Annotated in this window: 13 protein-coding genes and 1 pseudogene; 7 read left to right on the top strand and 7 right to left on the bottom strand. The window is 58.2% G+C overall.

What is annotated here, in order from left to right; translation table 11 throughout:
* Positions 1 to 12 precede the first annotated feature (12 nt).
* The 3 genes from HA48_RS08790 to katG all read left to right on the top strand — a co-directional run bounded on the left by HA48_RS08790 (position 13) and on the right by katG (position 4,849).
* Entirely contained in the window at positions 13 to 1,248 is a 1,236-nt protein-coding gene (locus tag HA48_RS08790) for a pyridoxal-phosphate-dependent aminotransferase family protein (RefSeq protein WP_128600681.1), read from the top strand.
* The gene (gene hpxK / locus HA48_RS08785; RefSeq protein WP_128600680.1) at positions 1,245 to 2,504 is read left to right on the top strand and encodes an allantoate amidohydrolase; all 1,260 of its coding nucleotides are present in this window, start codon (positions 1,245 to 1,247) and stop codon (positions 2,502 to 2,504) included. The genes HA48_RS08790 and hpxK overlap by 4 nt, the downstream gene beginning before the upstream one ends.
* A gap of 146 nt (positions 2,505 to 2,650) precedes the next feature.
* Entirely contained in the window at positions 2,651 to 4,849 is a 2,199-nt protein-coding gene (katG, locus tag HA48_RS08780; RefSeq protein ID WP_128600679.1) for a catalase/peroxidase HPI, read from the top strand.
* 41 nt (positions 4,850 to 4,890) lie between these two features.
* Here katG and HA48_RS08775 read toward each other — a convergent pair whose 3' ends face one another.
* The 4 genes from HA48_RS08775 to HA48_RS08760 form a co-directional block, all read right to left on the bottom strand.
* Positions 4,891 to 5,307 carry a helix-turn-helix domain-containing protein gene (locus HA48_RS08775; RefSeq protein WP_128600678.1) on the bottom strand — a complete coding sequence of 139 codons (417 nt, stop codon included), beginning with the start codon at positions 5,305 to 5,307 and terminating at the stop codon, positions 4,891 to 4,893.
* Positions 5,304 to 5,615: a type II toxin-antitoxin system HigB family toxin gene (locus HA48_RS08770; RefSeq protein ID WP_128600706.1), complete on the bottom strand. Its 312-nt coding sequence runs from the start codon at positions 5,613 to 5,615 to the stop codon at positions 5,304 to 5,306. Before HA48_RS08770 ends, HA48_RS08775 begins: the two co-directional genes overlap by 4 nt.
* 113 nt (positions 5,616 to 5,728) lie before the next feature.
* Positions 5,729 to 6,499, bottom strand: coding sequence for an amidohydrolase (locus HA48_RS08765; RefSeq protein ID WP_128600677.1), 771 nt, complete (start codon positions 6,497 to 6,499; stop codon positions 5,729 to 5,731).
* Entirely contained in the window at positions 6,487 to 7,647 is a 1,161-nt protein-coding gene (locus HA48_RS08760; RefSeq protein WP_128600676.1) for a pyridoxal phosphate-dependent aminotransferase, read from the bottom strand. The genes HA48_RS08765 and HA48_RS08760 overlap by 13 nt, the downstream gene beginning before the upstream one ends.
* Before the next feature lie 128 nt (positions 7,648 to 7,775).
* Between HA48_RS08760 and HA48_RS08755 the strand changes: the two genes are divergently transcribed.
* The gene (locus HA48_RS08755; RefSeq protein ID WP_128600675.1) at positions 7,776 to 8,402 is read left to right on the top strand and encodes a hypothetical protein; all 627 of its coding nucleotides are present in this window, start codon (positions 7,776 to 7,778) and stop codon (positions 8,400 to 8,402) included.
* Positions 8,403 to 8,498: 96 nt separating this feature from the next.
* Here HA48_RS08755 and fadE read toward each other — a convergent pair whose 3' ends face one another.
* The gene (fadE, locus tag HA48_RS08750) at positions 8,499 to 10,943 is read right to left on the bottom strand and encodes an acyl-CoA dehydrogenase FadE (RefSeq protein ID WP_128600674.1); all 2,445 of its coding nucleotides are present in this window, start codon (positions 10,941 to 10,943) and stop codon (positions 8,499 to 8,501) included.
* A gap of 243 nt (positions 10,944 to 11,186) precedes the next feature.
* On the opposite strand from fadE, the gene lpcA reads away from it, so the two are divergent.
* Both lpcA and HA48_RS08740 read left to right on the top strand, forming a co-directional pair.
* Positions 11,187 to 11,768 carry a D-sedoheptulose 7-phosphate isomerase gene (gene lpcA, locus HA48_RS08745; RefSeq protein WP_128600673.1) on the top strand — a complete coding sequence of 194 codons (582 nt, stop codon included), beginning with the start codon at positions 11,187 to 11,189 and terminating at the stop codon, positions 11,766 to 11,768.
* Between the two features lie 45 nt (positions 11,769 to 11,813).
* Positions 11,814 to 12,581, top strand: a complete 768-nt coding sequence (locus tag HA48_RS08740) for a class II glutamine amidotransferase (RefSeq protein ID WP_128600672.1) — start codon at positions 11,814 to 11,816, stop codon at positions 12,579 to 12,581.
* On the opposite strand, the gene dpaA is transcribed toward HA48_RS08740, so the two are convergent.
* On the bottom strand, positions 12,552 to 13,295 hold the full coding sequence (dpaA, locus tag HA48_RS08735; RefSeq protein WP_128600671.1) for a peptidoglycan meso-diaminopimelic acid protein amidase: 744 nt from the start codon (positions 13,293 to 13,295) through the stop codon (positions 12,552 to 12,554). The two genes, HA48_RS08740 and dpaA, sit on opposite strands and share 30 nt — an antisense overlap.
* Positions 13,296 to 13,539: 244 nt before the next feature.
* Between dpaA and dinB the strand changes: the two genes are divergently transcribed.
* Positions 13,540 to 14,595, top strand: coding sequence for a DNA polymerase IV (dinB, locus tag HA48_RS08730; protein WP_128600670.1), 1,056 nt, complete (start codon positions 13,540 to 13,542; stop codon positions 14,593 to 14,595).
* A gap of 84 nt (positions 14,596 to 14,679) precedes the next feature.
* Here dinB and pepD read toward each other — a convergent pair.
* Positions 14,680 to 16,139, bottom strand: a pseudogene (gene pepD / locus HA48_RS08725) (beta-Ala-His dipeptidase).
* Positions 16,140 to 16,344: the final 205 nt, after the last annotated feature.

The following is a 16,344-nucleotide window of genomic DNA, read 5'->3' as shown; positions in this document are numbered from 1 at the left end:
AAGGAGCCCCTCATGGATATCAGCCAGTTCTCGCAAATCAATCCACCACAACGCCTGCTGATGGGGCCTGGCCCGATCAATGCCGATCCACGCGTCCTGCGCGCCATGTCGAGCCAGCTATTGGGGCAGTACGATCCGGCGATGACGCACTACATGAACGAAGTGATGGCGCTGTACCGGGGCGTATTCCGTACGGAGAACCGCTGGACGCTACTGATTGATGGCACCTCACGCGCCGGTATCGAAGCGATTCTGCTCTCGGCCATCCGCCCGGGCGATAGGGTGCTGGTGCCGGTGTTTGGCCGTTTTGGTCACCTGCTGTGTGAAATTGCCCGCCGCTGCCGTGCCGAGGTGCACACCATTGAAGTGCCGTGGGGCGAGGTATTTACGCCAGATCAGATCGAGGATGCGCTTAAAAAAGTTAAACCGCGCCTGCTGCTGACGGTGCAGGGTGATACGTCCACCACCATGTTGCAGCCGCTGGATCAGCTGGGTGCCCTGTGCCGGCAGTACGGCGTGCTGTTCTACACCGATGCCACCGCATCCATTGGCGGTAACCCGCTGGAGACCGATGCCTGGGGGCTGGACGCGGTCTCCGCCGGCATGCAGAAGTGCCTGGGCGGCCCGTCCGGTACCTCACCGATTACCCTGAGCCCGCAGATGGAGGCGGTGATCCGTCGGCGCAAATGCGTTGAAGCGGGCATCCGCACGGCGGCGCATCAGGATGGTGATGATGAGATGATCTACTCCAACTACTTCGATCTCGGCATGATCATGGATTACTGGGGGCCGGAGCGGCTCAACCACCATACCGAAGCCACCACGGCGCTGTTTGGCGCGCGCGAGTGCGCGCGGCTGATGCTGCAGGAGGGGCTGGAGAACGGTATCGCACGGCACAAGCTGCATGGTGATGCCTTACTGAAAGGGATTCAGGGCATGGGACTGGAGACCTTCGGCAATCTGCAACACAAGATGAATAACGTGCTTGGCGTGGTGATCCCGACAGGAGTGAACGGCGATGCGGTACGCGCCCGGATGCTGGAAGATTTTGGTATCGAGATCGGCACGTCGTTTGGCCCGCTGCACGGCAAAGTGTGGCGTATCGGCACCATGGGTTACAACGCGCGCAAAGATTGCGTGATGCAGACCCTGAGCGCGCTGGAAGCGGTGCTGAACCATAGCGGCTTCCGGACAACGCAGGGCGCTGCGCTGCAGGCGGCGTGGGATCACTACGGGAGCCATGCATGAGTGTAAGCCTGATGAGCGCCTGTGAGGCGCAGTCGGCAGCAGCACGCGTCATGGCGCGCTGCGATGCGCTGGCCGCGATCAGTGAGAGCACCGACGGCCTGACGCGCGTCTACCTGTCGCCGGAGCAGCTGCGCGCCAACGCACGCGTTGCGGAGTGGATGCAGGCCGCCGGCATGACCACCTGGCAGGATGCGGTCGGCAATATCTGTGGGCGCTACGAATCTGCCGCGCCGGGCGCCGCGGCGCTGCTGCTCGGCTCACATCTTGATACCGTGCGCAACGCCGGACGCTATGACGGTATGCTGGGCGTGCTGAGCGCCATCGAAACCGTACAGTGGCTGCACGATCGCCAGATGCGCTTGCCGCTGGCGATTGAGATCGTCGGCTTTGGTGATGAAGAGGGCACGCGCTTCGGCATTACGCTGCTGGGCAGTCGTGGACTCACCGGCAGCTGGCCGCAAAGCTGGGTCACGCATCCGGACGGCAACGGCATTACCGTCGCCGAAGCGATGCAGGATGTCGGGCTGGATGCCGCGCAGATAGCGCAGGCGGCGCGTGCGGTTGAGGATATCGCCGCCTATCTGGAGCTGCACATTGAACAGGGCCCGTGCCTGGAGCAGGCCGATCTGGCTTTGGGGGTAGTGACCGCAATCAACGGCGCGCGTCGCCTGAATTGCTGCTTTACCGGTGAAGCAGGCCATGCCGGAACGGTGCCGATGACGCATCGTAAAGATGCGCTGACGGCCGCAGCGGAGTGGATGCTGTTTGTGGAGCAGACCACGCGAGAGCACGATCCGCAGTTGGTGGCCACCGTCGGCACGCTAAGCTGCCTGCCCGGTGCGGTCAACGTGATTCCGGGCGAGGTACAGCTGTCGCTGGATGTGCGCGGGCCGCAGGATGAAGCGCTGGAGCGCCTGCTCTCCGCCTTGCTGACGCAGGCTGAGGCGATTGCGCTGCGGCGCGGGCTGAGGTTTAGTGCGCATGAATACTATCGGATTGCAGCCACGACCTGCGATATCCGGCTGCAGCAGGCGCTAAGCCATGCGGTGGAAACGGTACAGGGGCGCAGCATTTCGCTGCCCAGCGGCGCCGGGCATGACGCTATCGCGATGGCAGAGCGCTGGCCGGTAGGCATGCTGTTTGTGCGCAACCATCGCGGGATCAGCCACCATCCGGCGGAATCCGTGCAGGCTGCTGATGTGGCGCTGGGCGTGCGGGCCTGGTTACAGGCCATCTGCGCGCTCGCGCAGGGCTAAAATCGGGCGGGATAATGTAAAGCGTCGCCGATGACAACGCTGCGCTTGAAAGACAGCATCTATCAAAACCTTCGGTTCATCCAAATATATTCTTTAACAAGGTGCGGTTATCTTAATCGCACAATGTGAAGCTAACGGAGCCGATAATGAGCACGCCAGAAAATAATGATAATGCAGCAGCGGCAGGAAAATGCCCCTTTCATCACGGGGCCTCTGAAGAGAAGAGCGTTTTAGCGCGCGGCGCGGGTAGCGGTACAAGTAACCGCGACTGGTGGCCGAACATGTTGCGCGTCGATCTGTTAAACCAGCACTCCAGCCGTTCTAATCCCCTCAGTGAAAATTTCAATTATCGCGACGAATTCAGCAAGCTGGATTACTCCGCGCTCAAAGCCGATATCCGTGCCCTGCTGACCGATTCCCAATCCTGGTGGCCAGCCGACTGGGGTAGCTATATCGGGCTGTTTATCCGTATGGCGTGGCACAGCGCCGGCACCTACCGCACCATTGATGGCCGTGGTGGCTCAGGCCGTGGTCAGCAGCGCTTTGCGCCGCTTAACTCCTGGCCGGATAACGTTAGCCTTGATAAAGCACGCCGCCTGCTGTGGCCGGTGAAACAGAAGTATGGACAGAAAATCTCCTGGGCAGATCTCTATATTCTGGCCGGTAATGTCTCGCTGGAAAACGCCGGCTTCCGTACCTTTGGCTTTGGTGCCGGCCGTGAAGATGTCTGGGAACCGGATATGGACGTGGACTGGGGCAACGAAACCGAATGGCTGGCGCACCGCCATCCGGAAAGCCTGGCCAGTGCACCGCTCGGTGCCACAGAGATGGGCCTGATCTACGTTAACCCGGAAGGTCCGGAAGCCAGCGGCGATCCTAAATCTGCGGCACCAGCCATTCGCGCTACGTTTGGCAACATGGGCATGAACGATGAAGAGATCGTGGCGCTGATCGCGGGTGGCCATACGCTGGGTAAAACCCACGGCGCGGCGGCGGCCAGCCATGTGGGCGTCGATCCGGAAGCGTCACCGCTGGAAGCGCAGGGCCTTGGCTGGAACAGCAGCTACGGTAGCGGTTCAGGTGCAGATGCCATCACATCGGGACTTGAAGTGGTGTGGACCCAAACGCCGACGCAGTGGAGCAACTACTTCTTCGAGAACCTGTTCAAATATGAGTGGGTACAGACGCGCAGCCCGGCGGGTGCGATTCAGTTTGAAGCCGCAGATGCCGAAGCAATTATCCCGGATCCGTTTGATCCGGAGAAAAAGCGTAAGCCGACCATGCTGGTGACCGACCTGACGCTGCGCTACGACGAAGAGTTCGGCAAGATTTCCCGTCGCTTCCTGAACGATCCGCAGGCCTTCAACGAAGCCTTTGCCCGCGCCTGGTTCAAACTGACGCACCGTGATATGGGGCCAAAAGCGCGCTACCTCGGTCCGGAAGTGCCGAAAGAGGATCTGCTGTGGCAGGATCCGTTACCGGCGGCGATTCATCAGCCTGTGCCGGATGATATCACTGACCTGAAAGCAAAAATTGCTGCCTCCGGCCTGAGCGTCAGCCAGCTGGTCTCTGTGGCCTGGGCTTCCGCTTCCACCTTCCGCGGTGGCGACAAGCGCGGCGGCGCTAACGGTGCCCGTCTGGCGCTGGCCCCACAGAACGGCTGGGACGTCAATGCCAGCGTTGTTAACGATGTGCTGCCAACCCTGAAAGAGATTCAGCAGGCGTCTGGTAAAGCCTCACTGGCGGACGTGATTGTGCTGGCCGGTAACGTGGGTATTGAGCAGGCCGCAGCGGCTGCGGGCGTGGCTGTGCAGGTACCGTTCACGCCGGGTCGCGTGGATGCGCGTCAGGATCAGACCGATGTTGAGTCGTTCAATGTGCTGCAGCCGCTGGCCGATGGTTTCCGTAACTATCGCCGCGTGAAAGGGGGCTCTTCAACTGAAACCCTGCTGCTGGATAAAGCGCAACAGCTGACGCTGAGCGCGCCAGAGCTGACGGTACTGCTGGGTGGCCTGCGCGTGCTGGGCACCAACTTCAACGGCAGCGCGCAGGGCGTGTTTACCGATCGTGTGGGCGTGCTGAGCAATGACTTCTTCATCAACCTGCTGGATATGCGTACGGCATGGCGCGCCACGGACGAGAGCGCCGAGCTGTTTGAAGGCCGCGATCGTCAGAGCGGTGAAGTGAAGTACAGCGCAACCCGCGCCGATCTGGTGTTCGGTTCCAACGCTATCCTGCGTGCGCTGGCTGAAGTGTACGCCAGCAGCGATGCGAAACAGAAGTTTGTGAATGACTTTGTGGCCGCATGGACCAAAGTCATGAACCTGGATCGCTTCGATCTGTGATGACAAAAGCCGCAGCAGCTCTGCTGCGGCTTCCACCGTTTTTAGTCCTCGCGAAAAGATTCAAACGGCAGATTAAAACGCTTAGCCAGCGCGGCTTTATGTTTGTCCGTCAACTTACGCTCCCCTTTTAATATGCGATTTACATAGGAACGCTGACCGATTTCGTTGACGAAGGATGATTGGTTTAATCCATGCTGATCCATCAATACGCGTAACAGCGCTACGCCGCGCGGTAAGGCGTTGATGCGGGCATTAAAAGCGGCGAACTCCGGGGCATTCTCTTCGTACTTTGCGACCTTGTCTGCCAGCATATCGATCAGTGGATGAGCAGGATGGTGTTCAATCAGGTACCCGACCAGTTCCAGCGCTTGCTCATAGTCAGACTTAGAGCGACTGCCGCCCAGTAACGGAACCGCTTTGATCAGATTATTTGAGGCCTGTATAGCTTCATTGATCATTCTTTATTCTCCCGATAAACCTTAACCAGCTTGTCATACTCTGCATGCGTAACGACATGTTTTATAAAAATTCTGCTGGCCATAAAATCCGCGAAAAACATCACCCTGAGATTATTGCCACCGACATTTATCACCCACCATTTTGCTCTATACTTCATGCGATCAAGACTTGGAAACCACGCCTTCAGTGCATCCGGATCGGCAAAGTGGTTACCGTTTAACGTTCTGTACGTTGCCTCTAATGCTGCTGCGTCATTAGGAAAACGCAGTGCCGCCTCATTGAACATCTTCCTTGAAATAACGTGCATCATTCCCTCGACATGTTCCAACCTGGAAACATTGTAGGCGAATGAGAGCGTGTTTCCAAGCAGGAAACATAAATCAGGTCAAGTTAACCGCGCCGGCTGACGCAGCTTGAAAATTAAGTCAGCGTAAACCCATCGGCATCGCGCCAGGCCGGGAAGCGCTCGCGGTAAGCCTGCAGCTCCTCCAGCGACAGCGTGGCATCCAGGCGCTCACGGGAGAAAGGCTCGCCGGCGGCCAGGATCTCGCCCTGTGGTGAGATAATACGGCTGTCACCGCTGTATTGATGCTGATTACCATCATGGCCCACGCGATTACAGCCCGCGACGTAAGCCTGATTTTCTATGGCGCGCGCCAGCAGCAGCGACTGCCAGTGCAGCGCACGTGGTGCGGGCCAGTTGGCGACGTAGAGCGCAAGATCGTAATCGTTATGGTTGCGGGAGAACACCGGGAAGCGCAGGTCATAGCAGATCTGCGGCAGAATGCGCCAGCCGCGCCAGTGAAACACTTCGCGCGTTGCGCCCGGGATATAGTGCTGGTGCTCATTGGCCATGCGGAACAGGTGACGCTTGTCATACTGATGCAGCGTGCCGTCCGGTTCGACCAGCAGGAAGCGATTAACCGCACCATCCGCAGTCTGGATGGCGGCGCTACCGCCGATCAGGGCATGGGTGCTTTTGGCATGGCCATGCAGCCAGGCAACAACCTCATCCTGCGGCAGCGAGCTTTCAGCAGCCTCCATGGCAAAGCCGGTAGTGAACATCTCCGGCAGCAGAATAATATCGCGCCCTTCAATGCCTTTCAGGACGCCATCAAAATGGCGCAAATTGGCCGGGCCATCCATCCAGCTCAGGGTTTCCTGCAGTACGGTAATTTTCAAAGCTGACATAAACGCTCCGCAGCGGCGTCAAGCGTCGCTTCCTGTTTGGCAAAGCACAGGCGAATGAGCTTGTGCGGGAAAGGTTCGGCGCAGAACACTGACAGCGGAATGGTCGCCACGCCCGCTTCGCGCGTCATCCACTGGCAGAAGCTAACGTCATCCAGATCGGAGATGGCGCTGTAATCCACCAGCAGAAAATAGGTCCCTTCACACGGCAATACGCTAAAGCGGCTGTTGGCCAGCGCCTGTGTCAGGCGATCGCGGCGCGCCTGGTAAAACGCCGGCAGCTGCCGGTAGTGCTCCGGTTCGGCGCGCAGCATGTCCGCGAGCGCCAGCTGCGCCGGAGTGTTCACCGAGAAAGTAAGGTACTGATGCACTTTACGGATCTCTGCGCTGATGGCAGCAGGCGCAATGCAGTAACCCACTTTCCAGCCGGTCATGTGAAAGGTTTTACCGAATGACGATACGGCAACGGCGCGCTGGCGCAGATCCGCATGCGCCAGTACGCTGGCATGCCCACGGGCATCAAAGCAGATGTGTTCGTAGACCTCATCGCTCAGCACATAAATCTCCTGCGCCGCGATAGCCTGCCACAGCGCATCGAAGTCGCTGCGCTGCCAGACAGTGGCGGACGGATTATGCGGTGTGTTCAAAATGACCAGCCGGGTTTTTTCGCTGAGCAGATGGCGAAACGCCGCCCAGTCCACACGAAAACCGGGCGGCTGCAGCGCAATGCGTTTCAGCACGCCGCCCGCCAGCTCTACCGCCGGCGCGTAACTGTCGTAGCTCGGGTCAAAGCAGATCACCTCATCACCGGTACGCACCAGCGCGGTGATCGCCGCATAGAGCGCTTCCGTCGCCCCTGAAGTAACGGTAACGTCGCTATTCACATCGGGCCGGTGGTCATAGCGCGCCGCGGTTTTATCCACGATAGCTTCGCGCAGCGGCAGAACACCGATCATGGGTGCATACTGATTAGCGCCCTGGCTAACGTGAAAGGCCAGGCGCTCCTGCAGATAGGCGGGGCCGCTAAAATCTGGAAAACCCTGCGACAGATTGATGGCGTTATGCTGGGTGGCGAGGGCGCTCATTTGGGTAAAAATGGTGGTACCGAGCGTCGGCAATTTGCTCTCGGGAATCAGGTTGGGCTGCGTCATCGTTAAATAGCCTTTAGCGCGAAGAGTATGGCGGAGTAACCCTGTGTTGCTGCCACTATAAACAGGATGTTAACATTTGGCAATCGAGACGCTTAGACGTCTAAACTGACCGTAATCAGGAGCTGACTATGACGCAACTTCATGACGTCGCCAGGCAGCCTGCGCTGGCAGGTGAAAAACTGGCGCAGGATCTGTTTGACCATTCAGTATGGCGCGCTGTGCCGCCGACGGTCACGCTGCCCGGTGCGCAGGCAGAGGCGCTGTTCTGTTTTGCCCGCGCCGCGCAACTGCAACAGGACAGGGCGCTGAGCCTGCGCATCGCCAGCCTGAAGCTGCACTTCCTGACGCACGCTGAAGCGCGCTTAGCCCATGGCGGTTACGGCCCTCTCGGATTTGATGTGGGCAGCGTGCTGGCGCATCTGTTGATCAACTACTGTAGTCTGCCCGGCTTACTGCCGCCGCGCGAAGCGGCAGATGGCCGCGAGCAGCGCTTAAGCGACGTCCATGCGGTGTGGGACGGCTTCGCCCACCGTTTTCAGGCGCTGAGTGCGGATACGCAGGCGGAGAGATTTGCCTGTCCGGGATTTATGGCGCTTTTCCTGCAGAAGGTTTGGGCGGATGCCATCGGTTACTGCGGCATCGCCTGGTACGCCATAGCGCAGCGGCAGAAGAGGTCAGGGATTTCCGCGAGATTGCGGATGACGCCATGCGCGCCGACTGTATCAGCAACAGCCGGACGCTGGGCTGCACCCTGATTCTGGCGGCGGAGCATATTGCGGATGCGGATGCACTGATTGCCCGTATACGTCAGGCGGGATAAAAAAAGCCTCCGGCTGGAGGCTTAAGCGGTATCAGGCAGCTTCACTGGCGCGCGCGCGGGATTTACTTTGCGGCTTCGGCGCGGCCAGCGCTTCCGGCGCAAAATCATCAACGTTAATCGCCTTAAGCCGGCTGGCCTCGGCGCGGGTCAGTACGCTGGCTTCAGCTTCATCAATCCAGCCCTCTTTCAGAGCACGCTGCGCCAGCGCATCCAGTCGGGTAAATGACAGGTGTTTTTTCTGCTGCTGGCACAGACGATCGTGGATGACTTCGGCCGCCATGACATCCTGCAGCGCCTGCTCCAGCTGACCGGCCGGGTTGTGCTCGCTCGGCGTCAGATACTGGCCACGGCCCAGACGGGTGCGCGTCGCGGAGGGCAGCTGCAGCAGTTTTGCCAGCTTGTGGTCCAGTTTATCGGATGGCGCCGGGCAGTGTTTGCCACCGGCAAAGATCACCATGCGCAGTGCGCCGGCCACGAAACGGTTCGGGAAGTTACGCAGCAGATCGTCCATCGCGACTTCTGCCTGATGCAGGGCATCCTGCACGCCCCAGTGCACCAGCGGCAGATCGGCTTCGTTACGGCCTTCGTCGTCGTAACGCTTCAGCGTTGCGGAGGCCAGGTACATCTGGCTCAGCACATCACCAAGGCGTGCTGAGATGCGTTCGCGGCGTTTCAGGCTGCCGCCGAGCACGGCCATAGAGACATCCGACAGCAGCGCCAGGCTGGCGCTCAGGCGGTTGATCTGCTGGTAGTAGCCGCGCGTGGCATCACGGGTTGGCGTGGCGCTGGTGCGGCCGCCGGTTAAGCCGAGCCACAGGCTACGTAGCGTGTTGCTGCCCACGTGGCCGATATGGCTGAAGAGTGCGCGATCGAAGGCGGCAAGATCGTTCTTCGCTGCGGCATTCATCTCCTCCAGCACCCATGGATGGCAGCGAATCGCGCCCTGGCCAAAGATAATCATGCTGCGCGTCAGAATGTTAGCGCCTTCGACGGTAATGGCGATGGGCGCGCCCTGATAGGCACGGGCAAGGAAGTTGTTCTCGCCCAGCATAATCCCTTTGCCCCCGGCGATATCCATTGCATCAATAATGGCGCGCTGGCCGCGATGGGTGCAGTGATATTTAACAATAGCGGACAGAACCGCCGGTTTCTCACCCAGCATAATGCCGCTGGTGATCAGCGTTGCCGCCGCATCCATCACGTAGGCATTGCCGGCGATACGCGCCAGCGGCTCCTCAATCCCTTCCATTTTGCCAATTGAAACTTTGAACTGACGGCGGATGTGCGCGTAAGCACCGGTCGCCAGCGCCAGGCTCTTCAGGCTGCCGGTGGCGTTTGATGGCAGCGTAATACCACGGCCAACTGACAGACACTCAACCAGCATACGCCAGCCCTGACCAGCCATCGCCGGGCCACCAATGATGAAATCAATCGGCACAAAGATGTCGTTACCGCGCGTTGGACCATTCTGGAACGGGACGTTAAGCGGGAAGTGACGCTTACCGATCTCCACGCCCGGCGTATGGGTAGGGATTAGCGCGCAGGTAATGCCGAGCGCTTCCGTCTCACCCAGCAGATGATCGGGATCGGAGAGCTTAAACGCCAGACCGAGCACGGTCGCAATCGGTGCCAGCGTAATGTAGCGCTTGTTCCAGGTTAAACGCATGCCGAGCACCTGCTCGCCTTGCCATTCGCCCATGCACACCACGCCGGTATCGGGGATGGCGCCGGCATCAGAACCCGCTTCCGGGCTGGTCAGCGCAAAGCAGGGGATCTCTTCACCGCGCGCCAGACGTGGCAGATAGTGGTTTTTCTGTTCGTCAGTACCGTAGTGCTGCAGCAGTTCGCCCGGGCCCAGAGAGTTAGGCACGCCGACGGTGATCGCCAGAATGCCGGACACGCCCGCCAGTTTTTGCAGTACGCGCGCCTGAGCATAGGCAGAGAACTCCAGCCCGCCGTACTCTTTTTTAATGATCATGGCAAAGAAGCGATGCTGCTTCAGAAAGGCCCAGAGTTCTGGCGGCAGATCGGCCATCTCATGGGTGATCTCAAAATCATTGGCCATACGGCAGGCCTCTTCCACCGGGCCATCCAGAAACGCCTGCTCCTCTTCCGTCAGACGCGGCTGTGGATAGTTGTGCAGCTTCTGCCAGTCTGGCTTACCGCGGAACAGATCGCCTTCCCACCAGGTGGTGCCGGCATCGATCGCCTCTTTTTCGGTGCGCGACATCGGCGGCATCACTTTTTGGAAGCCGTGCAGTGCAGGCTTCGAGAACATACTTTGGCGCATCGCCGGCAGGTTAAACGGTAGCAGGATAATCGCCAGCGGCAGCAGCAGCCAGGGCGTCCACAAGCCGGTAGCGGCCAGCGCAGCCGTCCACACAAGAAGTATTGCGCTGCTCAGGCGTAGCGAAACCTGATGGTAGAAGAGGGCGCCGATCAGTATCAGCGTCGCGATAATTGAGGCAAGCAACATAATGAACCGCTCCGTAAGTAGTAAGAGGTCTGACCTGTTATGAGGTTAGGTTTAGAGCAGCGGGCAGGATTTAGCAATCTGTTTACATCACAATTACAACAGATCTCACAAAAACGGGATGGCACAGGTCGGGACCCGCGGGCTAAGCGTTGGCGGCGCGCTTTTCCTGCGCACGGGCGCTTTGCGGCCTTGCCCCATTCCGTTAAACTTGCTGAGTCAATTTTTCCTCTAAAGGATATCCCTATGTATCAGGACATTATTCGCGCAGAACTTAATGAAGCAGCCGATACGCTCACTAAATTCCTGAGTGATGAAGCGAACATCCATGCTATTCAGCGCGCGGCGGTGTTGCTGGCTGACAGCTTTAAGGCGGGCGGCAAAGTCCTCTCCTGCGGTAACGGTGGCTCACACTGTGATGCCATGCACTTCGCCGAAGAGCTGACGGGGCGCTACCGCGAAAACCGTCCGGGTTATCCGGCCATTGCTATCTCCGATGTCAGCCATCTCTCCTGCGTCAGTAACGACTTTGGCTACGACTATGTCTTCTCACGCTATATCGAAGCGGTCGGTCGTGAAGGGGATGTGCTGCTCGGTCTCTCTACGTCCGGTAACTCCGCTAATATCATTAAAGCGGTAGAGGCCGCACGTGCGAAGGGTATGAAGGTGATCACCCTGACCGGTAAAGATGGCGGCAAAATGGCTGGCACTGCGGATATCGAGATTCGCGTACCGCACTTTGGCTACGCCGATCGCATTCAGGAGATTCACATCAAAGTGATCCACATCCTGATGCTGCTGGTTGAAAAAGAGATGGTTAAAGCGTGACGTGCTCCTCCCGCAGCGGCGGGAGGTTCTGATAAGGCGGTTGCTATGTGCGAATTGCTCGGGATGAGCGCCAATGTCCCTACGGACATCTGTTTCAGTTTTACCGGTCTGGTGCAGCGTGGCGGTGGAACCGGGCCGCACAAAGATGGCTGGGGCATCACCTTTTATGAAGATAAAGGCTGCCGCACATTCAAAGATCCGCTGCCGAGTTTTAACTCACCCATCGCCCGCCTGGTGCAGGAGTATCCCATCAAGTCGCACTCGGTGGTGGCACATATCCGCCAGGCGAACCGCGGCCAGGTGTCGCTGGAAAATACCCATCCGTTTACCCGTGAGCTGTGGGGGCGCAACTGGACGTACGCTCACAACGGGCAACTGAAAGGCTATCGTCAGCTGGAGACCGGCCACTTCCGTCCGGTCGGAGAGACCGATAGCGAAAAAGCATTTTGCTGGATCTTGCATAAGCTGGCTGAGCGTTATCCGCGTACGCCAGGCAACTGGCCGGCGGTGTTTCGCTATATAGCAGAGCTGGCGGCAGAGATGCGCGAGAAGGGCGTCTTTAACATGCTGCTGTCGGACGGCCGCTACCTGATGGCGTTCTGCTCAACCAATCTGTACTGGATTACGCGCCGGGCGCCGTTTGGTAAGGCGAAGTTGCTTGATCAGGATGTGGAGATTGATTTCCTGCAGCAGACCACACCCAAAGATGTGGTCACGGTCGTCGCCACCCAGCCGCTGACCGGCAATGAGACCTGGCACCGCATAGCGCCAGGCGAGTGGGCACTATTTTGTCTGGGTGAGCGCGAGGAATGATTTTGAGGCCGCGTCAGGTGTGCTCATCACCGGCGTGTTATTTACCGCATACTGACCGGTAGCCGTCACATTCACCGTTGGCGGCACGCGGTACTTCGCAAAGTACGCATAGCCCGGCTGCAGTTCACGCCAGAAGTTGATGTACGTTGAGTAGCGGTGACGCTGCATGTTGCTCTCGGTCATGCGGAACGGATAGATGTTAACCTGCACGTCCTGCTGGCCATTGCGCAGCGCGGCATTCACGTAGGTAAAGATCTCATCCATCGATGCATTAGTCATGGCGTAGCAGCCCACGGAGACACAATCGCCGTGAATCATCAGATAGTTACCGTTATAGCCTTTGGCACGATCGTACTGATTCGGGAAACCGGTATTAATTGCGCGATAAAAACGGCTATCCGGCTTTAACTGGCTCTGCTTCACGTTATAAAAGCCTTCCGGACTTTTAAAATCGCCCTGACGACGTTTAGGACCTAATCCGCCGGAAAAATTACAAATGCGATAGCTATCCAGCAGACGGAATTCATTACCGATTTTGCCGTACAGTTCCAGCGTACGCTCTTCCTTGAAGATCTGAATAAAAACAGGTGTGCCAAGTAATTGTTTCTTTAACTCTTTGCTCACCGGAGCCAGCGGTTGTGTCGACTCAGGATTGATTGCCCAGCTAAGGGCCGGCATAAGAATCATCGCAAGCAATAATGCGATTCTGCCCATTCTGTGTGTACCTTGAAGTGAAGAGGAACTCTGACGCAGCGCGTCGCTGTATTGCATTATCGGAAATATCCGCTACCGCAGCGCAACATTATCATTGTCTGGCTTTTAATCAAGCCGGAGTCCGGGAAAATGGCGCATTCTTAAAGAGAATACGACGACAAATTTGTAAACTTTAATCCGGCTCGCAACAATTATTGCCGAAGCAGTTTGCTGCTGTATACTTATCCAGTGTTTCGGAGGGCATATGCGCAAAATCATTCACGTTGATATGGACTGCTTTTTTGCAGCGGTTGAGATGCGCGATGATCCTTCGTTACGTGATATTCCCATTGCCATTGGGGGCAGCCGCGTGCAGCGCGGAGTGATCAGCACGGCTAACTATCCGGCGCGCAAATATGGCGTGCGCAGCGCAATGCCCACCGCAACCGCACTGCGCTTATGTCCTCATCTGCGTCTGTTGCCTGGCCGGTTTGATGCGTATAAAGAGGCATCACGCCAGATCCGCGAGATCTTTACGCGCTATACCCCCTTTATCGAACCCCTTTCGTTAGACGAAGCCTATCTGGATGTCACCGACAGCCCGCACTGCCAGGGCTCCGCCACGCTGATGGCGCAGGCGATACGGGCGGATATCGAACGCGAAACCGGGCTGACCGCCTCTGCCGGCATCGCGCCGATTAAATTTCTCGCCAAGATCGCCTCCGATCTCAACAAGCCCAACGGCCAGTACGTTATCACGCCCCAGGCGATGCCGGATTTTCTGCTGACGCTGCCGCTGAGTAAGATCCCTGGCGTGGGCAAAGTCGCGACCAAAAAGCTGGAGGAGATGGGCATGCACACCTGCGCCGATGTACAGCGGGCCGATCTGGCACAGCTCCTGAAGCGCTTTGGTAAATTTGGCCGCGTGCTGTGGGAGCGCAGCAACGGCATTGACGATCGTGATGTCATTGTTGAGCGCGAGCGTAAATCACTGGGCGTGGAGCGGACGCTGATGGAGGACATTCACCAGTGGGAGCAGTGTCTGGAAATTATCGATTTCCTCTATGCGGAGCTGGATCGCCGGCTGACGCTGATTCGTCCGGACAAGCAGATTGCCCGCCAGGGCGTAAAGCTCAAGTTCAATGACTTCCAGCAAACCACGCAGGAGCATGTATGGCCGGTGCTGAATAAAGAGGACATGATTGCGGTGGCGCGTAAAAGCTGGGATGAGCGTCGCGCCGGGCGCGGAGTGCGGCTGGTGGGATTGCACGTCACCCTGATGAACCCGCAGCTGGAGCGCCAGCTGCTGCTGGGGCTGTAGCGGCCAGCGTGGTGAGGCCGTTCCACCACGTCAGAGGGTGGAACGGCCGCCATTGCTGGCCAGCGATCGCTTAACTACGCGGCCTTACGCTTTTTCCGGTACCACGTTCAGCAGGGCGGTCAGCAGTTTCCAGTACAGACCGACGCTCTCAATATGGACCTGCTCATCCGGCGAGTGTGGACCGGTGATGGTTGGTCCGATAGAGACCATATCCATGTTCGGATAGGGCTTCTTGAACAGACCGCACTCCAGACCGGCGTGAATCACCTGAATGTTCGGCGTTTTGCCAAACAGCGCTTCGTAAGTCTTACGCGTCAGCGCCATAATCGGCGAATCCGCGTCCGGCTGCCAGCCAGGGTAGCCACCTTTCGGTGCCGTCTGTGCGCCAGCCAGTGCACCCAGTGAGGTCAGCGTCTCGACAACCCAATCTTTACCGGTATCGATCAGAGAACGGATCAGGCAGATGATCTCTGCATGGTCCTGCTCCATCGTCACTACGCCAACGTTAAGCGAAGTTTCAACTACGCCTTTTGCCACGTCGGAGTTACGAATCACGCCATTTGGCGTGCTGTTCAGCAGGTTAATGAAGCGATCGCGACTGTCAGCGGTCAGCGCCTGGCCCTGATGCGCCAGCGGCTCGCTCAGCACGCTTACGTTCTTCTCTTTAACGCCCAGCTCATTCTGCAGCGTAGCCTGGAAATGGGCGGCAGCCGATTTCAGCGCATCCACTTTATGGCTGTCGATCGCCAGCGTCGCGAACGCTTCACGTGGAATCGCGTTACGCAGCGTACCGCCGGTGAATTCGATCAGGCGGATATCCAGCTCGGCAGCGTGCGCCGCAAAGAAACGCGCCAGCAGTTTGTTGGCGTTGCCCAGGCCCAGATGAATGTCTGCGCCGGAGTGACCGCCCTTCAGGCCTTTCAGCGTCAGCTTCAGGGTTTCAAAGTTAGCGGGCACTGCTTCACGCTGCAGCGGCAGGGTGGTGATGAAGTCGATACCGCCGGCGCAGCCATGTAGATCTCACCTTCCTCTTCCGAGTCGGTGTTGATCAGGATATCTGCCTGGAGCCAGTCTGGCTGCAGGCCAAACGCGCCATCCATTCCCGACTCTTCGGTCATGGTCAGCAGCACTTCCAGCGGACCGTGCGTCAGCGTGTTGTCAGCCAGCACCGCCAGCGCAGACGCCATACCGATGCCATTGTCGGCACCCAGCGTGGTGCCGCGCGCTTTCACCCACTCGCCATCAACGTAAGGCTGGATAGGATCTTTGGTGAAGTCGTGTACCGTGTCACTGTTCTTCTGCGGCACCATATCAAGGTGCGCCTGCAGCGCCACCGGGGTACGGTTTTCCATACCTGCGGTCGCAGGTTTACGAATCAGGATGTTGCCAACCCGATCGCGCTCTACCCAGAAACCTTGCTCTTTTGCCCAGCCAACGACATATTCGGCCAGCGCTTCTTCATGGTAAGAAGGGTGCGGAATCGAACAGATTTTTGCGAAGATATCCCACAGCGGCTGCGGGGAAAGTTGAGACAATTCAGACACAACGCGTCTCCTGTGTCAGCGCGGCGGACATACCGCTCACACGCGGGTTTCCAGTGAAAGATCGCCGTCAGCACATCTGACGTGATGGGCCAGAGAATATCACTGTTTATCGCCGGGTGCGTCATCGGGCGCGTTAAAAACCTGCAACCAGTGTGACGGGTGCTGGTTTTTAACGCGTCAGATCCTTATAATCTCGCGCAACCTT

The sequence above is a fragment of the Pantoea wallisii genome (assembly GCF_002095485.1).
Classification (GTDB): domain Bacteria; phylum Pseudomonadota; class Gammaproteobacteria; order Enterobacterales; family Enterobacteriaceae; genus Pantoea; species Pantoea wallisii.
Note: the sequence above shows the minus strand (reverse complement) of the source record. Positions and strands in the feature narration are given on the sequence as shown.